The 26,164-nt window shown below is 40.3% G+C and carries 16 protein-coding genes; 6 read left to right on the top strand and 10 right to left on the bottom strand.

Going from position 1 to position 26,164, the window contains the following annotated elements; translation table 11 throughout:
- Positions 1-275 precede the first annotated feature (275 nt).
- Positions 276-2,021, top strand: a complete 1,746-nt coding sequence (locus tag OKW21_RS11470) for an amidohydrolase (protein ID WP_277479590.1) — start codon at positions 276-278, stop codon at positions 2,019-2,021.
- Here the strand turns inward: OKW21_RS11470 and OKW21_RS11465 are convergent.
- Together OKW21_RS11465 and OKW21_RS11460 are read right to left on the bottom strand one after the other, a co-directional pair.
- Entirely contained in the window at positions 2,018-2,956 is a 939-nt protein-coding gene (locus tag OKW21_RS11465; RefSeq protein ID WP_277479589.1) for an endonuclease/exonuclease/phosphatase family protein, read from the bottom strand. The genes OKW21_RS11470 and OKW21_RS11465 overlap by 4 nt on opposite strands.
- Positions 2,957-3,247: 291 nt before the next feature.
- Positions 3,248-3,565 carry a hypothetical protein gene (locus tag OKW21_RS11460; protein WP_277479588.1) on the bottom strand — a complete coding sequence of 106 codons (318 nt, stop codon included), beginning with the start codon at positions 3,563-3,565 and terminating at the stop codon, positions 3,248-3,250.
- Between the two features lie 349 nt (positions 3,566-3,914).
- On the opposite strand from OKW21_RS11460, the gene OKW21_RS11455 reads away from it, so the two are divergent.
- Both OKW21_RS11455 and OKW21_RS11450 read left to right on the top strand, forming a co-directional pair.
- Positions 3,915-6,386 (top strand): ABC transporter permease, encoded by a 2,472-nt coding sequence (locus OKW21_RS11455; protein WP_277479586.1) that lies wholly within the window; start codon positions 3,915-3,917, stop codon positions 6,384-6,386.
- A 48-nt stretch (positions 6,387-6,434) separates the two neighbouring features.
- Positions 6,435-8,888, top strand: coding sequence for an ABC transporter permease (locus OKW21_RS11450; protein WP_277479585.1), 2,454 nt, complete (start codon positions 6,435-6,437; stop codon positions 8,886-8,888).
- Positions 8,889-8,923: 35 nt separating this feature from the next.
- Here OKW21_RS11450 and OKW21_RS11445 read toward each other — a convergent pair whose 3' ends face one another.
- The 5 genes from OKW21_RS11445 to OKW21_RS11425 form a co-directional block, all read right to left on the bottom strand.
- Positions 8,924-9,187, bottom strand: a complete 264-nt coding sequence (locus OKW21_RS11445) for a hypothetical protein (protein ID WP_277479583.1) — start codon at positions 9,185-9,187, stop codon at positions 8,924-8,926.
- A 585-nt stretch (positions 9,188-9,772) separates the two neighbouring features.
- Positions 9,773-12,787, bottom strand: a complete 3,015-nt coding sequence (locus OKW21_RS11440) for a hypothetical protein (protein WP_277479582.1) — start codon at positions 12,785-12,787, stop codon at positions 9,773-9,775.
- A gap of 2 nt (positions 12,788-12,789) precedes the next feature.
- Positions 12,790-15,876, bottom strand: a complete 3,087-nt coding sequence (locus tag OKW21_RS11435; protein ID WP_277479581.1) for an ATP-binding protein — start codon at positions 15,874-15,876, stop codon at positions 12,790-12,792.
- A gap of 70 nt (positions 15,877-15,946) precedes the next feature.
- Positions 15,947-16,561 (bottom strand): hypothetical protein, encoded by a 615-nt coding sequence (locus OKW21_RS11430; RefSeq protein WP_277479578.1) that lies wholly within the window; start codon positions 16,559-16,561, stop codon positions 15,947-15,949.
- A gap of 434 nt (positions 16,562-16,995) precedes the next feature.
- Positions 16,996-17,451, bottom strand: coding sequence for a DUF6069 family protein (locus OKW21_RS11425; protein ID WP_277479576.1), 456 nt, complete (start codon positions 17,449-17,451; stop codon positions 16,996-16,998).
- A 773-nt stretch (positions 17,452-18,224) separates the two neighbouring features.
- Here OKW21_RS11425 and OKW21_RS11420 point away from each other — a divergent pair.
- Both OKW21_RS11420 and OKW21_RS11415 read left to right on the top strand, forming a co-directional pair.
- Complete coding sequence (locus OKW21_RS11420; protein WP_277479574.1) at positions 18,225-20,015, top strand: thiamine pyrophosphate-requiring protein; 1,791 nt, start codon at positions 18,225-18,227, stop codon at positions 20,013-20,015.
- 211 nt (positions 20,016-20,226) lie between these two features.
- Positions 20,227-20,601: a sensory rhodopsin transducer gene (locus tag OKW21_RS11415; RefSeq protein ID WP_277479572.1), complete on the top strand. Its 375-nt coding sequence runs from the start codon at positions 20,227-20,229 to the stop codon at positions 20,599-20,601.
- Positions 20,602-20,820: 219 nt separating this feature from the next.
- Here OKW21_RS11415 and OKW21_RS11410 read toward each other — a convergent pair whose 3' ends face one another.
- The 3 genes from OKW21_RS11410 to OKW21_RS11400 are packed head-to-tail and all read right to left on the bottom strand — an operon-like array spanning position 20,821 to position 24,584.
- Positions 20,821-21,759: a cytochrome c gene (locus OKW21_RS11410; protein ID WP_277479570.1), complete on the bottom strand. Its 939-nt coding sequence runs from the start codon at positions 21,757-21,759 to the stop codon at positions 20,821-20,823.
- Positions 21,749-23,572 (bottom strand): cytochrome c oxidase subunit I, encoded by a 1,824-nt coding sequence (locus tag OKW21_RS11405; protein ID WP_277479567.1) that lies wholly within the window; start codon positions 23,570-23,572, stop codon positions 21,749-21,751. Before OKW21_RS11405 ends, OKW21_RS11410 begins: the two co-directional genes overlap by 11 nt.
- 31 nt (positions 23,573-23,603) lie before the next feature.
- Positions 23,604-24,584, bottom strand: coding sequence for a cytochrome c oxidase subunit II (locus tag OKW21_RS11400; RefSeq protein ID WP_277479564.1), 981 nt, complete (start codon positions 24,582-24,584; stop codon positions 23,604-23,606).
- Positions 24,585-24,717: 133 nt separating this feature from the next.
- Here OKW21_RS11400 and nrfD point away from each other — a divergent pair, with 133 nt between their 5' ends.
- Entirely contained in the window at positions 24,718-26,112 is a 1,395-nt protein-coding gene (gene nrfD / locus OKW21_RS11395; protein ID WP_277479561.1) for an NrfD/PsrC family molybdoenzyme membrane anchor subunit, read from the top strand.
- Positions 26,113-26,164: the final 52 nt, after the last annotated feature.

Genomic DNA, 26,164 nt, shown 5'->3' with positions numbered 1-26,164 from the left:
GAAGAATGACTCCCCAGAGAAGTAAAAAAAAAACGATTTGGTTTTTGCATGCTGATATTATTGATTTTGTGCTAATTTCACGATTTGCCCGGTGAACGACAATATCTTTCTTGTGAAACAAGCATAATCCCGGGTGAGTGAATGATATAAATAGGTATGTTTAACTCACAGTAAGTTAAAAAAACCTGATCCCATTTTTTTTGCCACAGCAAACACTAACAGGCTTTTGCTATAAAATTTGGCAAAAAGGCAGACTCAACGTATTTTCATCTTTCATGACACTACCAACAAACTATATGATGCGCTTCTTTTCTCATTTCATAATATTTTCGCTTTTCATCATTGCAGTTTCCTGTAATAACCCTGAGGAAAAAGCTACGCTCGTCCTCCACAATGGTCAGATATATACAGTCAACGAGGCTCAGCCCAAAGCAGAAGCGGTAGCTGTCATCAATGATACCATCGTCTATGTAGGGGATAATCAGGGTGTGCAGAAGTGGATTGGTGAAGCAACTGAAGTAGTTGACCTGGAAGGAAAAACCATCACACCCGGTTTTATAGAAGGGCACGCCCATTTTATCGGTGTGGGTATGAATAAGATGAACGTGGATTTATTGCAGGTGAAGAGTTATGAGGAAATGCTGGAGAAGATAGCAGTGGCAGCAAAAAATACCCCTGAAGGAGAATGGATTATCGGCAGAGGCTGGCATCAGGACAAATGGGATTCCCTGGCCCCTACAATGGTCCAGGGTTTTCCTACCCATCAAGGTTTAAGTGAAGTGGCTCCCAATCACCCGGTTTATCTGAAACATGCCAGTGGTCATGCCGCCTTAGCCAATGCCAAAGCGATGGAAATTGCAGGTGTAGTCAACATACAAAAGGAAGGACCTGAGGTCATAGAAATTGAAGGGGGCGAAATCATTAAAGATGAATTAGGGAATCCCACTGGAATTTTTAATGAAAACGCCATGAGAATAATCACCGAGAAAATTCCTGAAACAACTTCTGAAGGTTATGAAAGAGCAGCGGAACTGGCAATGCAGGAGTGTCTGGTAAATGGCATTACCTCTTTTCAGGATGCGGGCATTACCAAAGATATTGAAGAAACTTACCGCAAATTGGCAGAAGAAGGTAATATGAAAGTACGTCTTTGGGCTATGATAAGCGGAAACGACAGCACACTTCTAAAAGAATACTACGAAAATGGACCTGCTGTAGGACTGGGAAACAATTTCCTTACTATTCGCAGCATTAAACTTTATATGGACGGAGCATTAGGCTCAAGAGGTGCCTGGCTGCTTGAAGAGTATGCTGATATGCCTGGTCAGTTTGGCCACAATACTACACCCATGAGTCGTGTTTATGAGACATCACTTAAAGCCTTAGAAAGTGGATTACAGCTGTGTTCGCATGCCATCGGCGACAGGGCTAACCGCGAAGTACTTAATAACTATGAGAAAGCCTTTAACGAAAAGCCTGAATTTGCTGAAGATCACAGGTTCCGAATTGAACACGCACAGCATTTGAGTGCTGAAGATATTCCCAGATTCAGTGAGCTAGGTGTCGTTCCTGCCATGCAGGCTATACATATGGCCTCAGACCGTCCCTGGGCAATTGAACGATTAGGAGAAGAAAGGATCATTGAAGGTGCCTATGTATGGCGCAAATTACTGGACAGTGGGGCAAAAATTGTGAATGGAACAGACGCTCCGGTAGAGCCACTCAATCCATTACCAAGCTTTTATGCTTCTGTAAGCCGTAGAACCTTAGCAGGCGAGCCTGAAGGTGGTTTTGAACCCGAACAGAAGATGAGCCGAAAAGAGGCGCTCAGATCTTATACGCTTGATGCCGCCTATGGAGCTTTTGAAGAAGATATCAAAGGTAGTATAGAAGTAGGTAAACTGGCAGACTTTACTGTTTTTTCACAAAACATCATGATTATTCCTGAAGATGAAATCCTCAAGACTCAGGCTGACATGACCATAGTCGGTGGTAAAATTCTCTACCAGCGTACGAATTAATTCATATCTACCAGCATAGTAGGTGTATTGAATACATATTCACCTACAATCCCCTTATGATCAGAACCCATCGCATTAACAGCTTTGAAGTTGACACAGCTAAGTTCGTCAGAATGTAAAATATAGTCTATGGGCAGTCCAAGCGGATAGTTAGCAGGGTAAGTAGAAGCAATGCTTTTTCTGCTGTCTACCAGATCAGTGCTTTCCTTAATTTTTACAATATATTTATTCCAGGGTACAGCATTAAAATCTCCTATCGCTAAAACAGGACCGTTTATATTTTTGACATATTCAGCAATTTTACTCAAATGCTCATTCCTGTTTTTGTAACGCTCAGGATTTCTGGGCGATAGAGTATGGGTAGTAATGAAATGTACATTTTTATCCTGATAAACTACATCACCGGTTAAGGTAGGCTCTCCGGTCCATTTGTAGGTTTTAAGATTTTTCAATGGATATTTTGAGAAAATGGCTACGCCATGCTTTTCGTGTTCTGTAATAGCAAAATAAGGGTACTGCATTTCAAGCCCATCCATTAGCTTAAGCGCCCAGGCTCTTTCTACTTCCTGAAATGACAGGATATCAGCATTCAGATCAATTGAATTGTTAATGATATCATCAAAATGCCTATTACTTCCTAATACATTGAAATGAGCAACTTTTAACGTTTCTCCACTTACTGAGTAAGCAGGATTTGACTCACCGCTGATATGGGGTAGTAAATAAACAGCTAAAAGTAAACTTGCTGAAAAAGCGGCGAACGTGACATATTTCCAACGGAATAGCGCAAATAGCGCACTCAAAAATATGTAGCCTAACATTGCATGAAACGTAAATGACTGAATCAAATCAATGTAGAATTTCTCAGAGGAAATGATAAAAATCAGGGAACTCGTCAGAACTAAAAATGCAATTGTAAATTTTAAAAATTTCATAGGCTTTCGGTTATGCTACTAGCATAATGTCAAGCCTGATACCAGCATCTTTAAATGATGAACATAATGATTAATTCACCTAATTATCCAAAGTTTGTATCATTATTTCTTTTATAAATCAAATTTAAGGAAGTAAGAAAGTTTAAGTAAGCAAAGATGCGAAGCCAATTGCTACTACAGTGTGGGGAAAAGTTACACAAATGGTGAATAGAAAATGTGAATATCAGTATGTCACAGGCTTTCTCACCGAGACCAATATGTGATCTGCCAGTGCAAAAAGATGAACATTACCTATGCTGCTTTCAAATATTCATGAATCACGCCGGAAAGCTCTTTTGAGCTGATATCTTTCTTAATGATCTTAATTTCAAACAATTCTACACTTTGCTGAAAAAGAGGAATGAAATCAAAACGATCCCGCAGCTCATAAAAGTATTCATCCATAAAAGAAAAAAGGTCATAGAGAACTTTGTCAGCAGCGAGCTTCTCATCAAGTATTAATTGAAGGCTTTCGTCTCTGGGAATAAAACTTATGCTGGATGCATCATTATGAGATTGCCAGGTCAAATAGTAAAAAAAATGCAGGCCTTCAACTTCAACAGTGTTCATAATCCAAAATTTAATGTTTAACTCTTTTTGATTCGCTATACGCAACTAAATAGCTTATTTATTGAATAAATTATACCAATTAACTCAAATTAATAAAATTTATTCAATCGTAAAAATATTAAATTTGATAATAACCGATTTTCCTACGCATGTCTGGAATTAGGCTGATCTTAAGGCATATACTGAAAGAGTAAACTCATCATAAAATTGCCCCTTTGTGTTCATTCCTGGACAAGGATGTTCGTAAATGTACAGTCAAGTACTACAAAAAGCCTGATTTTGATAAAAAAAGGCGCTTTTCATAGCTGGCACATTTTTTCAATTGAAAGATTAACCAACAAGCCTGATCATGATCAAAAACTACCTGAGCGTCGCCAGCAGAAATTTACTCAAACAGAAATTTTATACCCTGATTAATGTCCTGGGACTTTCCATTGGGTTAGCAACCTGTCTGTTGATCAGTGCATACCTCTTAGATGAACTCAGCTATGATCAACATCATCTGAAAGCGGATCGGATTTACAGAATCCATGGATACTATAAAATGGGCGGACAGGAAGGTAGTTATGCGGTAGTGCCTGCTCCCTTTGCCCAGACCGTAAATGACAACTATCCAGAAGTAGTTTCTGCAGTACGTTTCCGTCAGAGAGGAGGCACTAACCTGTATAATGGTAATCAGGTTTACCAAGAAAATAAAGTGGTCTATGTTGACTCTACCGTATTTAAGGTTTTTAACATCCCGATGCTATATGGTAATCCCGAAACCGCGCTGACTGAGCCAAACCACCTTGTGATCAGTACAGATAATGCATTGAAATACTTTGGGGCAGATTGGGAAAAAAATCCTCCTATAGGAAAAAATATTCAAGTGGGTAGAGAAAAAGTTGAATACACTATAAGCGGCGTCTTTGAGACTATGCCCAGCAATTCACATTTCCATTTTGACGTGATGTTTTCTATGGCCTCACTGGAGGAAAGTAGAAATGATATGTGGCTGAGCAATAATTTTCATACCTACCTCTTACTCCGTGAGGATGCTAACCCTCAGCAATTAGAAGCTAAACTTAACGAAACCTTTAAGACTTATGCGGCACCACAACTAAAACAGTTTGCCAACATCAGCATGGATGAATTTATGGAAGCTGGTAATACCTTTAAGTACACCCTGCACCCCTTGCTGGATATCCATTTATATTCAAACCTTCGCGTTGAAATGGAAGCCAATGGAGACATCAAGTACGTTTACATATTTGCGGCCATTGCTTTTTTCGTATTGCTTATTGCCTGCGTAAACTTTATGAACCTGTCTACCGCCCGCTCAGCCGGGAGAGCAAAAGAAGTTGGAATTCGTAAGACCCTGGGTTCTCAACGTAAGCAGTTAATTTTCCAGTTTTTGGTAGAAGCCATGCTGCTTACAGCTATTTCAATGGTAATTGCACTGCTCCTGGCTGAAGTTATGCTCCCCTACTTTAATGATTTATCAGCCAAGCAACTTAAGTTTACTAACTTCAATTGGGAGTGGGTAGCACTAGCTATCATATGTACCATATTTACGGTTGGGCTGATGGCCGGTAGTTATCCTGCTTTCATTTTATCTTCATTCAGGCCTATAGAAGTATTAAAGGGTAAAATTTCAAAGGGTGTTGGTAATACGTGGTTGAGGGGCGGCTTAGTCGTTTTTCAGTTTGGGGTTTCCATCATCCTCATCGTAGGTACCATAGTCGTATACCAGCAACTGGAGTTTATCAGAGACATGAAACTTGGCTATGACAAGGAGCATGTGCTGGTGCTACATAATACCTTTTACCTGGGAGAGCAGATTGATGCTTTCAAACAGGAAATGTTAAGAAACCCCAATATTGTAAATGCTACTATCTCTTCTTTTTTACCTGCCAATAGTATCAGCAATAATAGCAATGCGATTTTCAGAGACAAAAACCCCAATGATGAGCATACCACTTCCGTACCCTGGTGGAGTATTGACTATGACTATATAGAAACCATGGGGATGCATATCGTAGAAGGCAGAAACTTTTCCCGTGAATACAGTACAGACAGTATGGGAATTATCGTCAATGAGTCATTTGTCAGACAATTTGAACTCAATAATGACGGTGAGGGTGCGCTTGGCAAATTATTAAGTTCTTTTGGAGAACAGCCGGACAAAATTTATTCTTTCCACGTCCTAGGTGTAGTACAGGATTTTCATTATCAGACCATGAGAGAAAAAATCTCACCTATGGTAATGGTCATTGGCAGTGATAAACATCAGATGGGAAAGAGCACCGCTGCTATCTCCTTCAGAATCAAGCCGGAAAATATTAAAGAAAGTATTGCTTTCCTGGAATCAGAATGGAAAAAGTATGTCCCGGAACTGCCTTTTGAATACAGCTTTATGGATGAAAGATTTGACAATCTTTATCAGACAGATCAGAAAATAGGGAAAATCTTTACGATATTTTGCGGGCTGGCGCTTTTCATTGCCTGTCTGGGATTATTCGGGCTGGCTTCGTTTACAGCCGAGCAAAAAACAAAGGAGATAGGGATTAGAAAAGTATTGGGTGCAAGCGAATCTCAGCTTGTCTACATGTTCTCTAAAGATTTTACCAGATTGGTACTCATATCATTTGTCATAGCAGTGCCCCTCTCCTATCTGGCAATGAACATGTGGCTTCAGGATTTTGCCTACCACATAAATTTAGGCTTAGGTATCTTCTTATTTGCCGGTATCATAGCGTTGGTGATTGCCTGGCTTACTGTGAGTTTTCAGTCCATCCGGGCAGCACACGCTAATCCCGCTGAAACTTTAAGAACGGAATAACTAAAACCAAAACACCCCATCTTATACCTACTTTAATCATCTATTCCTATGCTGAGAAATTTTCTGACCACCACTTTGAGAAATCTTAAGCGTAATAAATTCAATACGCTTATAAATATTTCCGGATTGGCACTGAGCATCGCATGCTGTGTTTTTATTTATGCCTTTGTCAAGCATGAATATAGCTTTGATGCTTTTCATACGAATTCAGAGCGTATCTATCGTATAGTTGAAGACTATAAAGGCGCTGAAGGAATAAGTCATCAAGGCTATACTACCTTTCCCCTGGCCAGGGCATTGAGAAATGATTTCCCCGAAATAAAAAGAGTGACTCAAATTTTTAATCAGCTAAATGTAGTGGTCAAAATCCCTGAAGAAAACGGAGATAAACGGATGTTTGAAGAAGATGATCTCGCATATGCTGACCAATACTATCTTACTACTTTTAACTACAAATTATTAGCTGGTCAGAAAGAGGGTTTGCTGAGTACTCCTGATGAGGTGGTGCTTACCAGAGCCTTGGCAGACAAATACTTCGGTTATACAGAACGGGGTGACTATCAAGAACTGATTGGTAAAACGATCATGGTTGAAAAAGAGCCTTATCAGATTTCAGCAATTCTGGAAGACATACCCCGCAATACCAATGTTACCTTTCGGGTGTTATTACCATTCGTAGCGTTTGAGAAGATATTTCCAGACTGGTATTCGTCATGGAACAATACCAGCTCTGGTAGCTATACCTTTGTCAGGCTGGAGGAAGGCTACTCCAAAGAAAGATTGGAACAACAATTAGTAGGCTTTGTAAAAAAATATTTTGATGAAGAAACTGCTGCGAGAAAAACCTATCGTCTACAGGCTTTAGCTGAAATTCATACTGATGAACTTTATGGAGGGACAACTTACGCTACGCCAAGTGTACTGATCATCGCCTTTGTAAGCATGGGAATTATTGTGCTTGTGACCGCTTGCATTAACTTTATCAATCTGGCTACCGCACAATCCGTAAAAAGGGCCAAAGAGATTGGTATCAGAAAAGCTTTAGGCAGCCTTAAAATTCAGCTGGTTGTCCAGTATATGATGGAAACGCTACTGCTGACAGTTACCGCCTCATTGATCGGGCTATATCTCGCTGAAGAATTTGTGCAGGCTTTCAATGACTACCTCTCAGTTGTCATTGATTTTGGGTTAAAGATTGAAAATTCGGTAGTCTATTTTCTGATCGGCCTTTCTCTTCTCATCACATTTCTTGCCGGCTACTATCCAGCCCATGTACTGGCTGGTTTTCGTCCTGCTGAAGCACTTAAGCAATCCATCAATGCAAAAAACACTGGCTTTGCCGGGAGGTTTTCCCTTAGAAAATCTCTGGTTGTCGTGCAGTTTGTGATCTCTCAGGTACTGATTTTTGGAACAATAGTAGTAGCTACCCAAATGAATTATGTTCATGAAAGAGATTTGGGTTTCAGGAAGAACGACTTGAACATCATATTTATTCCGGAAAGTGATGCTCAAAAAATTGAATCCTTCAAAAACCAGCTCACCAGTCAGAGTATTGTAGATAAAGTTTCATTCAGCTCAGGACCGCCCTTGTCAGGCAGTACAAGCTGGACTTCCATTTACAATCCACAGCTTGGTGATGCTGAAAAATATGGCATTGAGCGTAAGTCAACCGACCCAAACTATTTGTCAACCTTTAACATCAGTTTAGTAGCCGGGAGAAACCTTCGTGAAAGTGACCTGGTAACTCTTGATGATAGCCTAAAAACATATAATGTTCTCCTAAATGAAAAAGCTGTAAAAACGCTGGGTTTTCCCTTAATAGAGGCAGCGGTCGGACATACGGTTAAAACGGATGGTGAAAGAGAAGCTGTTATCGCAGGAGTAGTAGAAGACTTTTTTAATGCCCCCTTACAGCAAGAGATTCATCCCTGTTTACTTTACTATAGCAATGACAGAATTGAGACAGTAGCTATAAGTCTTCACGAACCCAAAGCAGCACATGAACTTACATTTGTACAGGATGCATGGGAGCTTTTGTTTCCTGATCATTTTTATACCGCTGTATCGCTGGATGATTACTTTGAAATGAATGCTTTTTATGTCATAGAGGATGTGATGTATCAGTCGTTCAAAATCTTTGTCTTCCTGTCTATTTTTATCGGTTGTTTAGGCTTGTTCGGATTGGTATCCTATCTGGCACTCCAAAGACAAAAGGAAATCGGTATTAGAAAAACGATGGGGGCTACCATTGATCATATCATCTACCTTTTCTCAAAAGAGTTTAGCATGCTGGTATTGCTTGCGTTTTTAGTCGCGGCTCCCTTAAGCTACTATACCATGCAGGCCTGGCTGGAAACATTTGAGTACCGTATTCCACTATCAGCATGGTTCTTCATCATAACCTTCATATTGTCAATGCTAATAGCCTGGTTTACTGTAGGTTATAAATCTTTTACTGCTGCCAGAAGAAACCCTGTGGATAGCCTTAGAAACGAAGGATAATTATGGATAAATAATGATGAGTATATGTATAATGCTTAAAAACGAATGTCGCGCTCCCTAAATTCTTTAAAATATTTGCGTTTACTGAAGTTATACCATAAGCCGAAACCCGCTGACAATACAATCAGCCCCAAAAACAGATAATACATCAGCTCCGGGCTGATACCCAGGGGGATGAAGTAGACAAGTAAAAAAATTCCAAGAAGCGCCAGTGATATGATGATACCGTTAATGTTATGCTTCCTGAATGAAGCCCTTAACTCTTCATCTGAAAGTTGCTCAAGTTGTTCTTTATTCATAGTAATACAAACATAAAGGATTTGATTTGTTTATCAACCTATAGACTTTTGACTGTAACAGAACGTGAAAGTAACGTCTAACTAAAATGAGTATGTGCCTCAGATACTGAAAGCAATAAGGCTTGTTGTTTACATTCTGGTCATCGTTTTGCTATCTTTTATTTTCTGATTTATACAAGTTTATGAAGCTGAAAAACCAATGAAGTCCTTCAGAAGTGGGGCTATTTCACATAATAGTCATTAAGGATGCCAGAAAAATCTTAAAATAAATAAGAATAAGCTAAGGATGGTCGCCTCAGCGCGGTCAATAATTAGGAAGATACTAATGACTCAATCAAGCGACTTACAGTCAAGCCCAGGAAAATTTCATACTCCTCATGTCTAGAAGGTCAAAAAGCATTACTTTCTTTGGCTCACTTGTTTTTTTTATAAGTTGAATCTGAAAATTCTGCAGAAAACCTACCCTTCATCGACCAGGATGATATTTCTCTGCTTGCTGCAATGCTCAAACTTCTCGAGCGAGCGTCTAAAACTTTTTTTTGCTCAAGGCTTCCGGGTACCGCTACAAATTCAGGTTTGATCATTTTACAAGCTGTCTTTCAATCTCTTTTCTCTTTGTTCTTTTATTATTTCTTGATTTTGCAGTCGGTGCTTTTCCCGCTCTGCTACCCGTTTTAGACTTTCTGAAACATTATCAGTCAGTGGAGCTTTCTTAACACTTAATTCTTTTTGAGATGTTTTTTCTTTACTGATTGACGTTAACTTTGTGTGTTTTTCAACCCACCTGAAGTTTTGTTTCTTGATATACCCCTGAAACACGTTTAGATCTTTAAATTGTTTACTCACCCATTCTCCATGCATGGGATCTTTATATCTTAATAGATATGGAGCATCTGAATCAGGGGGATGCCCAAACCATTTTTCCAACACTTTTCTTTTTGCTGGACTTATATCTGCATAATGAGTGGGGATCTTAGTAAAATAAGTTGTGTTTAACTTACCGCTAGTATAGTCTAAATATTTTATTTTACTAAAAGTTGTAGTTTCAGGGTGTATTTTCTGATCATAGTATACTATCCAATCATCCTTTGAAGGAAAAATGGTAATATAGTCTATTTGTCCTTTCCTTGGATGATAATGTTGTATAGACCGGGTCTTGATCCCTTTATCAATAAATTCGCTTTTTATCGTTCGTTGGCAAACTTGCCCCCGGTCCCAGGCACCCACTCCATGCACCAGATAAAAATTTTTTCCTTTTGTATCCTTGATCAGTTCCCATTCTCTTTCTGGATAGGTTCTTACCATTCTGGTAAATTCTTTCTCCGCATTGAACCTGGGTAATACCAGGCCTGATTTGTTCTCGATGTGTAACACCAATCCATCTTCATCAATGGAATGAATGATGATATTGTCCTTGTCAATTCTGAAAGCAATACCGGCCTCTAACATATCCTGATTCTGCCGGTCGGTGACCACTTGCTCTAATTTTTTGAACCTTTGTTCCGCTTCAATCAATGCCCGTGATGTCGTTTTGTTCGTACTATCCAGTTGCTTCAAAGACGCTTGATTTTCAATACCTTCTGATTTAGGTCTTCTTACTCTGCCAAGGGCATCATCAGTAACTTCCATAAACTTTTGCGTAGCCTCATTGACTTTTCTATATCTGATCTGATCTGACTTGTTAAATGAACGATTACTATCTTGTATCCTTTTCCAGGCCTGATGAAGTTTACCAAGTATGGGTGAAACAATCATTTTACCTTGCCCATAGATTTGTGCGTAACGTTCCGCTCTATCCATAACTTCGGCAAAGGCCCGACCATCATCTCCATAGTTTTTGATTAGCCAACCCCGGTTTTGTCTGATGACAAAAAGATTACTGGCAATGATAACCCTGGCCGACATATCAAGCGCTTTTTCAACCAATCTAGCCGATCCTCTTGCTGCGAAAGTGCTTCCCATACTCCCAGGTGCAAGCATCGCCATATCTCCTGCTTTTTTTATTGCATAGTCCACACTTTGTTTGTTCACAGCAAGTAAATAGGCGGCAGGGCGATAGATTACAACCCCACCCTCATCATAGAGTTTAAAGCCTACTATTTCTTCAGCTTTAAAATTTTTCCCCTGAAGAAATACAGCAGTAGGAATTGATTTGGTTTCTGCTTTGAACTTTTCATAGGTCCTTACCCTATTAGATAACTTTACCTGTATCTGTCCATTCTTTGTGATGGTGGCAAAAGGAGGAGCATTATAAAAGAAGGTATGCCTCACCGGAAAAATTGGAATGTTTTGTTTAGCTATTCTTCGTTCTGTTGTATCAAGATTACTTATTGCCTGCAGGGCATCCAATATCCTAACTGATTGCTCTGGTGTATTTTTTTCATTACTTTCTATTAATATCTTGTAGGCAGAAAGTAAGGATTTCCTCCCTTCAGCATTATGTGCTACCTTGATCAAATCCTTGTCAGAAAAACCTTCTATAATCCTGATTGCTGCCTTATCTTTTCCTATACTAATTTCATTTTCAACAAATACACGTAGTTTCTTGCCGTACCCATATCTTTCTATTATACCATATGCTGATTTTTTGTATTCACCGGTAGATCCAGGACACAAAATTTCTCCCATCCGCTTTAATTGTAGCTCGGCTTCTTTTTGTTTCTCTTCATCATAAGAGCCTATGGTCAATTGCTTACGGATTTCTGTCAAGGCTTGCAAACCTTCGGGAGTTTGTTTCGCCACCATGATATGCTTTTTCAAGAGACGCTTTGCTAATTCAAGTGCAGTCACTGATTTATCTGCTCCAGGAAAAAGAAATCTATTTCTGACAAAATTATAAAACTGCTTACCATTCATACCTTCACTCAAAATTCCCTGTGACAACTTAAGCTTTGAAAGTGTTGGGCCAGGGAAAGAATCAGTAGAAAAAGTACTTGCAATTCTTTCAATCTCTTGCAAAACTTTTTTATTGGTCTTAGTAAAAAGAGCTCCTTGTAACAACAACACTGCTTCTAATCCATCAGAGGTTTTAGACAGACTTTTAATATGATCAGTAGAAAGATTATTGCAAATGTTAAGGGCAAACTTAACCTTATCTACTCCATGGGTATTCATTCCCTCTTGAATAGCTTGCTTAATATCACCAGGGTCTGATTTTCCCATGATACGCACCTGACTTACTTGAGCACTTCTACCAAACTCTGCTTTCACCGGCGCCTTTCTTAACTCGTTGTGCACATCCTTCCGCAGCTTTTTGTATTCCGAAACTTTTGTCCGCCAATACTTCTGTCCAGTATTCCCCATCAACTCGTCTCTTATTTCCAGCCAATGTTTTACATAGGGTTTATCGGAAGGTTTACTTGGATCAAGCTTTTTATTCCACCTTTCCGGTTTTTTTAGCCAAAAAATATGATTAACAGTTTCGTCAACCAGTGTACGTGCTTGTGTGGAGAGGCTGTCATATACTTTTTTAGCCCATGCTCTATTCACTATGACCAGATTTCCATTGATCCCCACAAACTTTTCCTCCTTATCACCCCGCCTTGAAATATTATTCAATCCCGCTCTGGAAATTCTTGGTGTTTTTGTTCTTTTAAGCATTTTTACTTCAGTTTTTTGCTTTCATGAATAACAGTATCTTTTTCAGTCTCAATGAGTTTCTCCAGAATGGTCCGTATGTGCACCCTGCTAAAACTCTTTATGGAATAGCTTTTTTGTAAAGCAAAACACAGCGCTATTTTTTTGTTGGTTTGTTCACCCCCATTAGGAAATATGGCTTCCCTGGCAGCTTCCTTACAAAGGTTATCCAGGTTTTTCCATAGCTGCTCTCCTCCCTGGTTGACGGTTTCCACAAAATTCCGGTGAAAATATTCGTCATTCAAAGCTTCCTGCATATTGAACCGGTAAAGGCAACGATTGTCGGGGCAAATCTTACTGCAAAAAGGAGTAGGTTGTTGCCCCTGACATAAGCGCTCATACAAACGCTTGAACTTATCCACTTTGTCCGGGTATAGGGCACTGGATGGTAATTGTGCACCGAAAGTCTCGTGCTGGCAGATCATATCATAGTAGATATCCAAAAAAAGTTCTTTTAAACGTACTGCTTCCTCAAAGGGCCATTGATATCGGTTTCCCAAAACTTTAAAATAACTTTCAGCGCCCTGAATCATACTGCAAACTCGTAAACCCTTTGAATCTTGAGTGTTTCCTTCTACCGTCTCCAGGATCTGTAATACAAAGGAATCAACTGTATTTACCTCAGAGATCAATGAAAGTACCAATGGAGGAATCTGCGAATAAAACCTGTGTTTTTGCGCAACAGCATTGCCCCTGTTCTTGTATTCACAAATCGCCTCGCAATATTGCTGGCAACCCACGAAAGGTGTAAAATACTTCACCTTTTTTTTTAGGTTTGCCATGGCTTTGATGACAAGCTCATCTCCTTTACCTTTCCAGCTTTCTTCTCCTTCTATCTTACTGTAAGGTACTTTGACATGAAATGCTCCGTCATCACCTTCACTGTATACGGCCGCTTCCCCGACATTTAGGGAAACGATTTTTTTTGTTTCCCGCTCCCCGATATTCATGGTGGCTCCCATCACCTTCCGGTCATCTTCGGCCACTACCCGGTGCATCACCTTTAAATTAGTATTTTTGATGACATCCGAAGCCAGCTTGGTAGGGATCTGTTCGGCAATAAGAAAGCCTTCCCCATAAGCCCGAATCTCAGCCAAAATATTGGTGAAAGTTTCAACCGCCTTCCCTTTTGCATTGGCAGTAAAAGCATTAGCGGACATATAGTTGCCTAACAACCGGTGGGCTTCCTCAATTACTGTAAGGTGTACTAGCCCTTTGTCTTCTGTGATGCCTTTTGCCATATGATGTTCATACATCATGGTTAGTATCAAGCCCATCATAAAAGACTTTTCTTCATCATCTCCAATAGGTTCAAGTTCCAAAATTGTGGGTTGGTTAATCAGCTTTTCAAAAGGGATAGAGGTGCTGGTATCGAGCATAAGTCCTTTACCTCCGATTCTCAGGCTGTCAATGCGGGTCTTCAAAGCAGAGCTGATTTCCATGGTCGTCTCTGAGCTGTACCCCAGGCTTGCTACGATTTGATCTACTTTATGATACAGATCCGTTAAGGTAGGATGCGCATTTTTATGTACTCCCCGGGGGTTTTGGTTGGAGGTAAGATCCCAGCCTTTGTCGGTGTATATATCGTGTATACAGCGCTCTAATACATGAGGTAGCGGCCCCCACATGAAAAAACTAGCATTAAATACTGCCTTCAGCAGGTCAATATGCGTTTGGACAGATACCCCCGGCATAATTTCAAATGGGTTGATTCTGAAAGGAGAAACATTATTATTACCCAAGGTAAATACCTGGACTTCCTCTCCCATTTCTTTGCTCAGTAACAGCTTTCGGTACTCCGTCTTCACTGGCTCGATCACCATGAAAGAAACTTTATGTTTCCAAGCTTCTTTCAGTAAATAGAAAAGAGTATTGGTCTTTCCACTACCGGTACCTCCCACAATTAGTCCATGCTTTTTTAGTTGCTTGAGCACAATGTTATAAGTGCTTTCTGTTTCATTCCCCTGATCGATGATTTTACCGATGTTAATGCTCTCTCCTTTTTTAGGGTCGGGAGATACATTAAACCGTGCATAAGGTTTAATTTGAAACCCTGGCATTTCCTGGCTGGGCAATTGCACATAAGAAGCCAGATCTGAGGAATTAATGGTACTGGATAAAGCGTAAGGATAGCTGACATATCCCGGAGCTTCGGATGGTGGATTTAATATGAGGCCGGGGTAGTTGATTTTTTCTTGGAAAGTATGGGTTCTGATTCGGTCAGGTAGCGATGCTTTCCCGGCCAGAGTTGCTTTTGCCACTGCTTTTACATGACTGAGTGAAACAGCATCCCGGGAATATAAAAACACAGAAGTATGCCATAAGCCCAGGGCTTTGGCCAACTGCAATTTATCTAAATATACCTCCAGCAATTTCTTGTATCTTTTGCAGATAGGGCTTTCCATACCTACTCCTTTTTCGGCATTGAGAATCACCCGCATTTCATTCAGCACAGCATTAAACTGGGTATTGATTTCGTCATTTGTAGTTGGGGCGGCAATAAGCACATACCCCCATTCCTTTCCGTATAACCCTCTGATCAATCGCTCGATTTGCTCAATACCACCTTTTTCATACCCATTTTCTTCTGAACCTTTTTTGGAAGAGGGAATTCCCGTAACCAGACCTGAAAAATTAAATTGATCAATTTTATTGCTGAGAGCTTCAGCAGGTTGCACTTCCATTTCTATTCCTTGGAATGAACTAAGTAGGGAAGTTTGTACAATTGCTAAATTATCATTGGCAGAAACTTTTCCTGCTCCGTAGGTACCTATGAGTACTTCAACCCGATCTTTGCTGGCAAAAATGGCAAAAACCAAAGGAATCCCTTCTTCATAAAGTCCAGCCAGAATGTCTTCCATAAAAAGCCGGGGCGTAATGTTTTTTCCATAGGAAGATATCCAAAAGTCAGTAAGACTGTTTACTTTTAAAAGCTGAACGTCCTCCAGTGCAGAAATATTCAGGGAGTCAGTATCAATCCTGCGCCCAGTATCATCAAGAAAATCTTTTTCAATATAATCTATATGCCGAGTAGAGAGGTTTTGAGAAATCATTTTGACGAATTATTTAAGTTGATGTTCACCTCACAAAAAATGCAGAGGCACTGATAAGTGACCTAAACACTTATCCTCCTCTGTATTTATTACCACTATAAATACTAAAAATCATCAAAATTGCAGAGGCTATCAGAATCATAATGCCATAGCTTGGGTCTTGATCAAATAACAAGACTCCCCCTCCGATCAGGCCAAAAACAGAAGCCGTAAAAAGTAATCCCATCAGACACCCTATTGCTGTTCCGAAAAAGGTATATCCCTTTAATCTGATCTCCAAATGAGTAGACACATTATAGATTTCCTTAGGCTTCAGCAAGCCATGACGATTGATCTTACCCAAAACAAGCAGAGTATCTCCTTCTTTTATTCTACCCACAATTTTTTTTGCCCGGGTTTCTACTGGAATAAGTTCTAGTACATTGCCTTCCTTGTCTACAATTTCCAAACGAAAAGCCAGGAATTCATCCAAACCCACCTCATCATCCGAAATATCCTTATATTCAACACTTCGGGCAACGCCCTGTAAACCCCGCCGAAAACGAGAAGGAATGCTCTCTTTTAGCTTTTCAACTTTGTGTCCATCTGATATTCCCGATGATTTTTGCCGGTGTGATTTGGATGCTCTTACGACCAAAATAATGACCACCCCTAATAAGAGGACAAGAATAATTGTTTCCATCATACTTATTAAGGTAGAATGTTCCCCTCGTCATCACAATGACTTACGTCAGTGTATAAGATGATTTACCTCAATGAAAAGCGCTTCCTGAGGGATGTTAATATGATTGGCAAATGGAGTCGGTATGTTAGAGGTGGAAGGAAATTGTACACAACCATTATAAAAATGATGGAAGATTTGCAGAGTGACAATACAAAGATGACTTGTGGTGGAATGATAGTCCAACTATAAGCTAGGTATAACAACGACTGATAGAGCCTTTATGTATGTGACTTGCCCACTGGATTAGATTAAGCATACATTTAACTATATAAGCTTTTTTAGCTGTAGCTGAGATTTTAATTGAAAATCATGACTTTCTTCAGTGTTTATCAAGCAGCTTATTGATTTTGAAATTGCCAGTTTTATCTGTCTGACTGGTACATATTCGGTTTCATTTAAGCATGTTCATGTTCTTTAGCTTTACCTTCTTTATAAGCTATATAGGCGGGAATAACCACCGCGGCAACAATACCCGCAATAAAATGCATGGGCAGACTGAGTCCATAAAATCCCTCAGGAACTTCATCTCTATTAGGAAAAATAGGTATAGCCATGGTACCCATGCTACAGATCGTCAGAAAAATAGCTAATACGATAAAAATTGTTGTAGCTTTATTGGTATTACGATCAAGAGCATAATAGACTAGAGATGCCAACATTAAAGTAACGAAAGTTACGATGCTTACAGAAGCGACATTAATTACTTCCACTACACTTACTCCGGTGATCTCAGTGTAAGATAAATGGTAAATATTATTAAGGACAATAGCTATCAAAGCTGCGATTCCTCCGGCAGCTAAATAATTTGTTATAGGTAGCTGATACTTACTTTTATTAATTTCAGTCTGCATAATATTTTTATATAGTTGAAAAAATTCGTCTTTATTCCGATTATTTTTTGCCTGACAGCAGAAGTATATTGTATTTCTTCTATCTCTATATCCTTACTCACAACAATAATCATTTACGATTTTACTGCTATCAGCCTGATTTTCTGTTATGTTTTAATATACTATGATCAAATCCCATATTACCAGGAATATACTTACAGTAACAATGTTGTAATTAAACAAAGTCATTTTCTAAAAGTCCGGCGCCTTTTTTAATGAGCAAATAAAATACTAATATATAAAATCTTAAACTCAGTATCGCTTTCACAATTATTGCATCCATATTTTTTATATAACAAAGCACCAAGTGCTAAATGTTTTTAAGATTGTGTATAGCACACATTAAATTTTATCTGATGATAAGGAGTTTGGTAATTCAAGTTCAATAAACCGTTATGGGCTGCAAGCACCATTTGGACTGCAATGGTGTTCAAGCCATACATTTTGTCCCCAGTACCTTCCGCTCCGACCCAGCCCCAAAGCCATTAGCCAAACAAACCTTAAAGGGATGTAGTTTTAACTCTCTTTATGAGCTATATAGACTTGAAATAGGGGTTGAGTTTAATAAAGCTTTATCTCAACTAAGATTATATACACAATGCCAAATAGTGCATTTCACCTATTTAGGCGAGCAAGAATGATCAATTCTTATCTTCACAACACAAAAAGCAAATTATTAACTTATAAGAGATAGGTTATTTTTTGAAATATACATCTCACCATAAAATTTAAATATGAGCAAGCAAGTAGGTGATTTTTTAATTCACCGTATCCATGAATGGGGAATATCACGTATTTACGGTTATCCCGGTGATGGCATCAACGGTATTATGGGGGCTTTGGATCGTGCCGATGGTAAAATAGAGTTTATTCAAACCCGGCATGAAGAAATGGCTTCTTTTATGGCCTGTGGGCATGCCAAATTTACAGGAGAAGTGGGTATGTGTCTGGCCACTTCCGGTCCCGGTGCCATCCACCTGCTGAATGGGCTTTATGATGCCAAAATGGACCACCAGCCGGTAGTCGCTATTGTGGGCCAGCAGAAGCGTATGTCGTTAGGCGGTGACTATCAGCAGGAAGTAGACCTTAGCTCACTTTTCAAAGATGTCGCCCATGCGTATGTACATATGGTAACTGAGCCTGCGCAGATGCGCCAGGTCATTGACAGGGCTATTCGTATTGCCAAAACCGAAAGAACTGTAACCTGTGTGATCGTTCCCAACGATGTGCAGGAAATGGATGCGGTAGCATCACCACCCAAGAAACATGGTTCAGTGTTTACAGGTGTAGGCCACACCTCTCCCCGCATGCTCCCTTCGGATGATGAGCTCCGCAGGGCCGCCGAAGTGCTGAACGATGGTAAAAAAGTAGCCATGCTCATCGGAGCAGGAGCTATGGGCGCCGCCGAAGAAGTAAAAGAAGTGGCAGAACTACTGGGTGCGGGTGTCGCCAAAGCCTTGCTGGGTAGAGCGGCCCTACCCGATGATCTTCCTTATGTGACCGGATCTATTGGCCTGCTAGGAACCAAGCCGAGTTGGGAGTTGATGAATGAGTGCGACACCCTCCTGATGATCGGTTCAGGTTTTCCATATTCTGAGTTTTTGCCCGATGAAGGACAGGCAAGAGGAGTACAGATTGACATCTCAGGGCGTATGTTGAGCCTGCGTTATCCTATGGAAGTCAACTTGCAGGGAGATAGTAAGGAAACTCTAAAGGCGCTGATTCCTTATTTAAAGCGCAAAGCAGATCGCTCCTGGCAGGAAAAACTCATTGAAGAGATCAAAGACTGGTGGAAAGTGCTAGAAGCTCGTGCCATGAATGATGCTGACCCCATCAACCCACAGCGTGTATTCTGGGAGCTATCCCCTCGCCTGCCGGAGAAATGTATACTTACCGCCGATTCAGGTTCCTCTGCCAACTGGTTTGCCCGCGACCTAAAGGTCAGAGAAGGCATGATGGCTTCCTTATCGGGTAATTTGGCGACTATGTGTCCGGGAGTACCTTATGCCATCGCTGCTAAATTTGCTTATCCCGAGCGTGTAGCTATTGCCTTGATGGGTGATGGGGCCATGCAGATGCTGGGCAATAATGGACTGATCACCATTGCCAAATACTGGAAGCGCTGGACTAATCCTAAGCTGATCATTCTGGTACTTAATAATCGCGATCTTAATCAGGTAACCTGGGAGCAAAGAGTGATGTCTGGCGATCCCGAATATGAAGCATCACAGGATATACCTGATTTCCCTTATGCTCAATATGCTGAAATGCTGGGACTGGTGGGAGTCAAGGTGGATAAGGCCGAAGATGTAGCCAGAAGCTGGGAAAAAGTACTATCTGCTGACCGGCCAGTGGTATTTGAAGTGATGACAGATCCGAATGTACCCACTATCCCTCCCCATTTTACCTTTGAGCAAATGATAAAATACAGCAAAACGTTGATCAAAGGTGACCCTAAGGAAAAAGGCATTATCAGGCAGACGTTTAAGGAAATGCTACAGAGTGTAATTCCCCACAAAGACTGATCATGTCAATTTTGACATAAAGGGTGTATCATGCAGGGATATAAAGGTAATGTTCTTCTTCTCAGTGTAAGCCTGAAAAGAAGAACATTGCTTAATGGAAACCAAAAAACGAGCCCGCAAAAAACCAATATATCATTAATCCGGTGGAGAAGCAGGAATTATTATCTCTACATTTTTGTGAAAAATCTTAAGCGGAAAAATATTTACTAATATGAATACTATTATAGGAAAAAAAGCTTGGGCAATTGCCGAAGGTTATATCCCTTCATGGAGCAATGGACCTGAACCAGAACTTATCAGTCATGAAACTGCCTGTATACTCAACACTACTGAGCAGAATGCAAGCGTAGAAATTACCATATACTTTCCTGATCGGGAGCCTATCGGGCCTTACAAGCTTACAATACTGGCAAAGCGGACAAGCCACATTCGCTTTGACGACTTAAAAGATCCGGAACCGATTCCTAAAGGCAAAAGTTACGCCAGTACGATCATCTCAGATGTGCCAATCGTTGTTCAACATACGCGTTTGGATTCTCGACAGAGTGAAAACGCCCTGATCTCCACAATAGCCTATGCTGAATAGACATGCAAGAGCAGTAGCTGCAAAAAAGTATTATGCCAGGATCTATTTATGAAGAAGCTATCAGTTTATGGAAGGATATAAAAAAAAATCAGCCTGTGCCTCTTTCGACATAGGATATTTTTCAGGCTGCTTCAATGAAAGTGATGTAAACTCCGTACACTACATCACCTAATCTCTTATACATACTTTCAAGGCCTTTGTCTTATACATTGTGCTAAGTTATTGGTCTCTACTATAGTCACCTCCTTTAAGATATAGATACAGTTTGACAATAATAAACACATGAACCGAAGCACCCACTAATGAAAATACAATCAATATGATTTTAAAGGGTATTTTTTTCTCCTGCTTCACAGATTTCGGTGCTTTGCTTATGCTTGAAATTGCCCGCACAGTATCGCCATCTTGATTCATGCTGCTGTTGGTTCCCGCTACCGGATAAGGCGAGCCAGAAGAATAAGCCACAAAATCCAATATGCTTATAATTTCCTCCCTACTTAAATATTCAAAATCCGGCATCACTTTCTGATCAAAACTATTGTACTGATGTACTGCATAGCTATCTCCTGATCTAATCACTTCCTGAGAATTTCTGATAAAACCGATAAGCCAGGGAAGAGGCCTTCTTCTGGTCAAACTTCCTAATGCTGGCCCTATATTTTCACTATCCACAAAGTGACAGGTGATACAGTGTTTATTAAATAGCGCTTTACCTTTCATGATCACTTTATTGCTCCTATCGCTTACTTTCGGATAAGCGTATGTCTCTCCTTCAGGCTTTAGCGATTCATTTTCAATAAACAAGAGTATATCTTTTATTTCTCTTTCAGATATGCGTTTACTAAAAGAAGGCATCACTACATGGTTATACTGCTCAAATAGAAAATTAGCATAGGCATCACCTGAAAGGATTACATCCTGAGAGTTGTTGATGAAAGAAAGCAGCCAGTCTTCTTCTTTTTTATGGGTGATGCTAGCCAACATCGGTCCCAGTTTCTCCTGGCGTACCCCATGACAGGGATTACAATGGGTTCTAAATAGATTTCTTCCCGAAGTATATATTTCAGTACTATCTCTTTGAGCATACGCTAAGAAGTGGCACCCGAGAACGAGTGATATAAAGAGCGTTAAAGAAAAGGTTTTAGAGTTAGCTTTCATTGGTCAGCTTCTTTTCAAGCAACTTTTTATCAGAAACATGCTGAGGAATAAAATCATTTTCTGCACCAGGAACACTATAATCATAAGCCCATCTGTAGACCACCGGCACGGCCCCCGGCCAATTACCAGCCTTCACCTTAACAGGAGTAGTCCACTCCAGTGTGGTAGCCCTCCAAGGGTTTTCAGGAGCTTTTTTTCCAAAAAAGATCGCATAGAAGAAATTGAGCAAAAATATTCCCTGACCAGCGAATGTGATAAATGCTGCAATTGAGATAAATGCGTTCAGATCCATGTATGTATCAAAAGTATCAAAGTAGGTAAATGAATAATAGCGACGGGGAAAGCCTGACATGCCTAAAAAATGCATAGGAAAAAATATAAGGTATACGCCTATGAAGGTAAGCCAGAAGTGCAGATAGCTCATAGTCCTGTTCATCATCCGGCCAAACATCTTGGGAAACCAGTGATATACACCACATAAAAAGCCAAAGAAAGCGGCACTTCCCATGACCAAATGAAAATGCGCTACTACAAAATAAGTATCATGCACCTCAATATCTATTGAAGGGTTAGCTACAAATAAGCCGGTAAGACCACCGGTAATAAAGAAAGACACCATCCCTATAGCAAAAAGCATGGCAGCAGAAAAATGTATATTTCCCTTCCACAATGTGGTAATCCAATTGAACACCTTAATGGCAGAAGGCACAGCAATTATGAAGGAAGTGAGGCTGAATACGGACCCCAGGAACGGGCTCATACCTGAAACAAACATGTGATGTGCCCACACTAAAAACGAAAGTATCATGATCGCAAATATTGAAGCTACCATGGCAGGATATCCGAAAATGGGTTTACGCGCGTTAGTAGCTATCACATCAGAAGTGATTCCAAAGGCAGGAAAAATGGCGATATACACTTCCGGATGGCCTAAAAACCAAAAAAGATGCTGATACAGAAGTACGCTGCCCCCGCTATTAGGTAAAGGGGCACCATCAATAAAGATATCATTCAGGTAGAAACTGGTACCCATGCCCCTGTCAAAAAACAGGAGAAGCAAAGCGACAAACAATACAGGAAAAGAGAGCAAACTTAGAATGGTGGTAAACAGAAAAGCCCAAATGGTAAGCGGCAAACGCCTGAAGCTCATCCCAAGTGTCCTTAAATTAACAGTAGTAGCAATGAAATTAATGGAAGTTAATAGATTGGATATAATGAAAATGACCATACTCAATATCCAGAGGCTCATGCCTGCCCCGGAACCTGCTGATGCATCCTTAAGGGCACTGAGAGGCGGATAGGCGGTCCAGCCAGCAGAAGCTGCTCCTGATTCTACAAAAAAGGAACAAAACATGATTAGTCCTGAGATAAAAAACAACCAGTAAGACAGCATATTCATAAAGCCGGAAGCCATATCCCGCGCCCCTATCTGAAGAGGAATGAGCAGGTTACCCATAGTACCCAGAAAACCTCCTGTAAGCACAAAAAACATCATGATGGTACCATGCAAGGTCACCAGAGAAAGATAAAACTCAGGGTCTAAGCGGCCATTGCTTAGCCGGTTTCCTAATACGGGTTGAAGCCAACTCAGGTCCAGTTCCGGAAAGCCTAACTGTATGCGAAAAACAACAGAAAGCAGGCTACCCAATAAAGCCCAAAAAATTGCAGTAAACAGGTACTGCTTGGCAATAGTCTTATGGTCGGTACTAAAAACATAGGTAAAAATGAAGACCAGGAATTTACTTCCATGGTCTTTTCCGTGCAGGAATGAAACTTCTTCAAACTCAGTACCTCCTTCCGTTTCCGAATTCATTACAAAAAAAATTTAATCGGTTCATCACGTATTAAAAAATAGCGTATTGCTCATGTTTTTCTACCCAACTTTGCTGCGTATGATACCACTCTTCAAATTGCTCCGGTTCATCTACTACCAAAATTAACTTCATCGCAAAATGCATTCTTCCGCAAAGTTCAGCACAGGCTACTTCATAGTTAAAGTCCGGATCATTAAGCTTTTCCCTCATCTCAGCAGTAGTGGTGTTGGCCGTAAAGTGTACCCTGCTAGGCATGCCGGGCAAGGCATCCATTTTTATTCTAAAGTGCGGTATGTAAAAGCTATGTATCACATCTTTTGAGCGCAATAAAAGCCTCACAGGCCTGCCTTTCGGAATGTGCATCTGGACAGGAATAAAATCATCCTGGCTTTCTGCAGCAGTAATATCAATACCCATGGTATTTACCTGATCTATAAAGCGAAAATCAGAATCCCCTAATATTTTATCTGCTCCGGGATATCTTACTTTCCAGCTGAACTGCTGGGCCATTACATCTATTTCAAGCACCTCTTCCTGGGGTGCTTCATGTATCCGGGACCAGAGGATTTGCCCCCACAAAAACAGGAAAATAAAAACACCTGCCGGTACTATAATCCAGAATAATTCAAGCTTAAAATTCCCTTTTAAAAACCTTACTTTTCTACCCTGTTTTGTTCTGTAAAAGAATGCAAAAAAGAATAACAGTACCTGTGTCAAAAAAAAGGCACAGGCAGTCACAATAAAGGTGGTATTAAACAAGGGGACGATCATGCTTCCCTCCTCAGAGGCTGGTGAAGGCAGAAAGTTGCCAGAGTAATGATAGCTTGAGTAAGTAACAGAAATAATAAATAAAAGCAGGAACCCGAGCAAAAGGTAGGGTTGAATAGTGGTAAACCAACGATCAATTTTATGGCTCATTTTTTTATAAAACACTACTGCTCCTACACTCATAAAGGTCAGCAGTAAAAACATGAAAAGAATTGTAGCCAGAGTTCCGAAACTTTCTAACATAAGCCCTAGTATTTCATTAATTACTAAAGCAAGTGACTATAAATTTGTTTTCACTTTTAATTCTTTAGGCTGCCAAACCATCCCCCGGAGGCTTGGTTAAGCGTTTTAGGCATCACATTAGGTAAATCTTCATATGCATAAAGCATCTTCTTTAAGGCAAGCCCTGCTAGCAGGCAACAAGAGAAAAAAAGATGTTGCCCACGATATCCTGAATGGTATTAAGGATAAAAAGAAATTCTGGATGATTGGGTTTGGGCTTTCCGGACTTTTACTTCTTGCCGGAGGGTACTGTCTGTACCGCACCTGGTGGGATGGCATAGGCATGTGGGGAGAAAACAAATCCATTAACTGGGCATGGGATATTACGAATTTTGTATGGTGGATTGGTATTGGGCATGCTGGCACCCTGATATCTGCCATTCTGTTACTCTGTAGGGCCAAATGGAGGACTTCCATCAACCGCTCTGCTGAAGCCATGACGCACTGCGCCGTAAGCTGTTCCAGTTTTTACATACTTGCCCATCTTGGGCGTCCATGGCTGTTTTACTGGGTATTTCCTATCCCTAATACTTACGGAGATTTATGGGTGAATTTTAATTCTCCCTTGGTTTGGGATGCCTTTGCTATACTCACCTACCTCCTGGTCTCAATGCTATACTGGTACCTTGGCTTAATTCCTGATCTTGCCCAGTTACGTGAGATGAGTAGTGGGTTCAAAAAGAGGATGTATAAGATCCTTAGTTTAAACTGGGAAAATTCTACCTGGCAATGGAGACGCTATGAGTCTATTATGCTTACCATTGCTGGTTTGGCAACTGCACTGGTAATCTCCGTACATAGCATTGTTGCTATGGACTTTGCCACATCCATACTTAAAGGATGGCACTCTACTTTTTTTCCTCCCTACTTCGTCATTGGAGCCATTTTATCAGGTTTTGCTATGGTGCTCACCCTACTGATCCCCCTACGAAAACTTCTTAATCTGGAAGATTATATTACAGTACGACATATTGAAAATATGAACAAGCTGGTGATACTAACTTCAGGTTTAATCGGGATCAGCTACTTCATTGAAATCTTTAAAGCCTGGTACATAGGCAAGCTTGATGGCTTTATGATGTTCTATCGCATGGGCGGTGATTATGCGACATTCTTTTATCTTATGCTCCTTTTTAATGCATTACTACCGCAATTGTTGTGGTTCAAAAGCCTCAGAAGAAATTTAATGTTCAGTTTCTGCTTATCCCTGCTTGTCAATATAGGGATGTGGTTAGAACGCTTTGTGATCATTGTCACCACCCTATCCCGAGGCTATTTACCCTCCTCATGGGCATTGTTTTTTCCGAGTATGTATGATGTTGGGGTCTTTATTTTTTCTATCGGCCTGTTCTTTTTTCTGTTCCTGCTTTTTATCAGATATGTACCTGTAGTGACGATGTGGGAAGTAAAAGAAATGATTGAGACCCCTGTTAATAATACATCCAGAGAGCAATCAAAGGCACAAGAAAAAGGGGTAGAAAGCCACTGAGGTAATGTTTTTAATCATACTACGGTACATTTTCTGAAAGTGGGCTGTGGGA

It is taken from the genome of Catalinimonas alkaloidigena (assembly GCF_029504655.1).
Taxonomy (GTDB): domain Bacteria; phylum Bacteroidota; class Bacteroidia; order Cytophagales; family Cyclobacteriaceae; genus Catalinimonas; species Catalinimonas alkaloidigena.
The sequence above is the reverse complement of the archived record's forward strand: the minus strand, read 5'-3'. Positions and strand labels throughout refer to the sequence as shown.

Excerpts from the sequence above, each read along its gene's own strand:
- nrfD (WP_277479561.1), top strand. The coding sequence starts at position 24,718 with ATGCATAAAGCATCTTCTTTAAGGCAAGCCCTGCTAGCAGGCAACAAG.
- OKW21_RS11470 (WP_277479590.1), top strand. The coding sequence starts at position 276 with ATGACACTACCAACAAACTATATGATGCGCTTCTTTTCTCATTTCATA.
- OKW21_RS11450 (WP_277479585.1), top strand. The coding sequence starts at position 6,435 with ATGCTGAGAAATTTTCTGACCACCACTTTGAGAAATCTTAAGCGTAAT.
- OKW21_RS11400 (WP_277479564.1), bottom strand. The coding sequence starts at position 24,584 with ATGTTAGAAAGTTTCGGAACTCTGGCTACAATTCTTTTCATGTTTTTA.
- OKW21_RS11410 (WP_277479570.1), bottom strand. The coding sequence starts at position 21,759 with ATGAAAGCTAACTCTAAAACCTTTTCTTTAACGCTCTTTATATCACTC.
- OKW21_RS11440 (WP_277479582.1), bottom strand. The coding sequence starts at position 12,787 with ATGCTTAAAAGAACAAAAACACCAAGAATTTCCAGAGCGGGATTGAAT.
- OKW21_RS11460 (WP_277479588.1), bottom strand. The coding sequence starts at position 3,565 with ATGAACACTGTTGAAGTTGAAGGCCTGCATTTTTTTTACTATTTGACC.
- OKW21_RS11455 (WP_277479586.1), top strand. The coding sequence starts at position 3,915 with ATGATCAAAAACTACCTGAGCGTCGCCAGCAGAAATTTACTCAAACAG.
- OKW21_RS11465 (WP_277479589.1), bottom strand. The coding sequence starts at position 2,956 with ATGAAATTTTTAAAATTTACAATTGCATTTTTAGTTCTGACGAGTTCC.
- OKW21_RS11445 (WP_277479583.1), bottom strand. The coding sequence starts at position 9,187 with ATGAATAAAGAACAACTTGAGCAACTTTCAGATGAAGAGTTAAGGGCT.
- OKW21_RS11430 (WP_277479578.1), bottom strand. The coding sequence starts at position 16,561 with ATGATGGAAACAATTATTCTTGTCCTCTTATTAGGGGTGGTCATTATT.
- OKW21_RS11405 (WP_277479567.1), bottom strand. The coding sequence starts at position 23,572 with ATGAATTCGGAAACGGAAGGAGGTACTGAGTTTGAAGAAGTTTCATTC.
- OKW21_RS11420 (WP_277479574.1), top strand. The coding sequence starts at position 18,225 with ATGAGCAAGCAAGTAGGTGATTTTTTAATTCACCGTATCCATGAATGG.
- OKW21_RS11435 (WP_277479581.1), bottom strand. The coding sequence starts at position 15,876 with ATGATTTCTCAAAACCTCTCTACTCGGCATATAGATTATATTGAAAAA.
- OKW21_RS11425 (WP_277479576.1), bottom strand. The coding sequence starts at position 17,451 with ATGCAGACTGAAATTAATAAAAGTAAGTATCAGCTACCTATAACAAAT.
- OKW21_RS11415 (WP_277479572.1), top strand. The coding sequence starts at position 20,227 with ATGAATACTATTATAGGAAAAAAAGCTTGGGCAATTGCCGAAGGTTAT.